Annotated in this window: 3 protein-coding genes; 1 reads left to right on the top strand and 2 read right to left on the bottom strand. The window is 62.6% G+C overall.

Going from position 1 to position 2,882, the window contains the following annotated elements; translation table 11 throughout:
• Positions 1 to 493: 3-hydroxyacyl-CoA dehydrogenase NAD-binding domain-containing protein (locus tag ACE039_RS29645; protein WP_485824128.1), on the bottom strand; the 493-nt coding region annotated here is incomplete at its 3' end.
• Positions 493 to 1,275 carry an SDR family oxidoreductase gene (locus ACE039_RS29640; RefSeq protein WP_485824127.1) on the bottom strand — a complete coding sequence of 261 codons (783 nt, stop codon included), beginning with the start codon at positions 1,273 to 1,275 and terminating at the stop codon, positions 493 to 495. The genes ACE039_RS29640 and ACE039_RS29645, both read right to left, overlap by 1 nt.
• A gap of 331 nt (positions 1,276 to 1,606) precedes the next feature.
• Here ACE039_RS29640 and ACE039_RS29635 point away from each other — a divergent pair, with 331 nt between their 5' ends.
• Positions 1,607 to 2,806 (top strand): ABC transporter substrate-binding protein, encoded by a 1,200-nt coding sequence (locus ACE039_RS29635; RefSeq protein WP_105557999.1) that lies wholly within the window; start codon positions 1,607 to 1,609, stop codon positions 2,804 to 2,806.
• Positions 2,807 to 2,882: the final 76 nt, after the last annotated feature.

Here is a 2,882-nt window from a genome sequence, read left to right as displayed (position 1 = left end):
GGGCGCTGGTCCAGGGCGCGGGACATAGCTCCACGACGGGGATCAGGTAGGGCGGGTTGACCGGGTGCGCGACCAGGCAGCGATGGCGGCCAGCCAGATGCTCGGTGAACTGGCTGGCGGGGATGCTGGACGTCGAACTGCCGATGACCGCATCGGGGTCGGCTGCCGCGTCCAGTTCCGAGAACAACGCACGCTTGATCTCGACCTTTTCCGGCGAATTCTCCTGGATGTAGCACGCCCCCTTTACCGCATCGGCCAGGCTGTCGGCCACCTGTACACGTTCGATGATGGCGTCTGCGCCCGTCAACAAACCCTGCGTTTCCAGTTCATGCAGCTGTTGCAGGATCAGGGCTCGCGCCTCGGCCAGCATGGCCGCGTTGACGTCATATAGGCGCACATTCCAGCCCTTGCGCGCGAACACGATGGCCCATCCCTGGCCGATCAGCCCCGTTCCGATGATGGCGGCGCAACGCGCCTCGCGGCCGGCCCCCATCAGTAGAGCTTCTGCGTGAAGCCGTCCACCACGATGGCCTGCCCGGTGACACTTCGGGCAGCTTCGCTGGCGTTGAACAGCACCATGTTGGCGATATCGCGCGCCGTGACCATGCGGCCCAGCACGGCCTGGTTCTCGTACTGCGCCGCGATCTCGTCCACCGGGCGGCCAAGCGTGTCGGCCTTGGCCGCGATGACGGCACGGATGCGCGGGCCTTCGACGGCGCCGGGCAGGATGGCGTTGACCCGGATTCCATGCGGCCCCAATTCAATCGCCAACGACTTCGTGAACCCGATCACCGCCCACTTGGATGCGGAATACACCGACCGACCAGCGAAGCCCAGGTGGCCGGCGGCGGACGAAAGGTTGATCATCACGCCGGCCTTGGACGCTTTCAACATGCCGATGGCTTGGCGCGCGCACAGGAACTGGCCCGTGATGTTCACGGCCAGCGTGCGGTCCCAATCGGCTTTGGACAGGGTTTCGACATAGCCCGTGGGCCCGGCCACACCCGCGTTATTGATCAGGATGTCCAGCCCGCCCAGCTTTTGCTTGACCGCGTTGAAGAGCGCGCCCACGCTGTCCTCGTCCGACACGTCCGCCACGGCGGTATGCACGCCCGGCAATTCGGCGGGTAACGCGGCCAGACGCGTTTCATTCACGTCGCACACGAAAACCGTGGCGCCGGCGTGGTGAAAGACCTTGGCCATCTCCAGGCCCAGACCGTCCGCGCTGGCGGTGATCAGGACCCGTTTTCCGGCGAAATCGACTTCCTCGAACATGCTTTTGTCTCCTGGATTTTTATGGAAAGGCGTGTTCCAGATGATATAGGATATATGATTTGGCGCGGTAATTTCTTGACTTTTGCTGGCGCCAACCATGCCAGGAAAGGTACCTTCGCCTGACGGAATATTGCGCTTGATTTCAGGCGCCATCGGCCGCTAAGGCTTTATTCATGCGGCTTTAGGGAATTCCCCGATTCGGCTTGCTGTGACCCCAACTAGAATCCAAGGCGGGGTTTTCGTACCTGCCCGGCCCATATATCATATATTTAAAAAAGACGGACACCACTAAAAACAGTCCGCATCCCATACCGACAAAGGAGCGTAGACCGTGTTCAAGTTCAATAAGATTATTTTGGCGCTGGGCGTGTGCGGCGTCTTGGCAAGCGGCACCGCAGCGGCCGACATGAAAGTGGGCGCCCTCTTCCCGTTCAGCGGCGCGCTTGCGCTGCTTGGGCAAGAGAGCTATCGCGGCCTGGAACTGGCCGTGAACGAGATCAACGCCGCCGGCGGGGTCAACGGAGAGAAGATCGAAATCGTGAAGGCGGACGCGGTGGATCCGACGCAAGCCGTGTCGGAAACCAAGCGTTTGATCTCGGCTAATGTGGTCGGTGTGTTCGGCAGCTACGCATCGGGCATTTCGTACGCGGCGTCGCCCGTGACGGAGCTGGCGGGCGTGCCTTATTTCGAGCTGGGCGCCACCGCCCACAAAATCACCACGCGCGGCTACAAGTACCTGTTCCGCAGCAACCCCAACACGGCGCTGTATGGCGTGTCGGTGGTCAACGCGCTGCATGACACTATCGCCCCCGGCATGGGGCTGAATCCCAAGGACATCAAGATCGGGATCATCCACGAAGACGGGCCGTATGGCACCGACGTGGCGGCTACCGAAAAGAAGCGTGCCCAGGAACTGGGCTACACGGTGGCCGAAGTGCTGCCCTACTCGGCCAAGACCGTGGACCTGTCGTCCCTGATCCTGCGCCTGAAGGGCGCCAAGGTCGACGTGGTGCTGCAAACGGCCTACCAGAACGACGCCATCCTGTTCTTCAGCCAGGCGCGCGCCGCGGGCTTCAAGCCCAAGGTCGTGATCGGCGCGGGCGGGGGCTATTCGCTGGCCGATACGGCCAAGGCGGTTGGCGCCGACATGAACGGCGTGTTCGACCTGGACTTCCCGCAGTCGTCCATCAACCCGGCCGGCGCGCCGGGCCTGGACAAGTTCCTCGAAGCCTACAAGTCCACCTACAAGAGCGATCCGCAATCCGGCCATAGCCTGACCAACTACGTGGGCGCCAAGGCGTTCTTCGAAGCCATCGGCAACGCCAAATCGACGGACAAGGACAAGATCCGCGCAGCGGTTCTGGCCTACAAGAAGCCGGCGGGCCAGACCGCCAACGGCTGGGCGTTCGAGTTCGGCGAAGACGGCCAGAACAATGCGTCCACGTTCTACGTGATGCAGTGGCAGGACGGCAAGCTTGTCACCATCGCACCGAGCAACCTCGCACTTGGCAAGCCTGTCTTCAAGAAGTAAGCGCGACGCCAGTGATCAGGCGCTTGGGGGCGCCTGACGTTTCCCGGGATTCGCGCACGCCGGCGCGGCCGTCTTC

Source organism: Achromobacter maghribensis, assembly GCF_057334215.1.
This window is presented reverse-complemented; position numbering and strand designations above follow the sequence as displayed.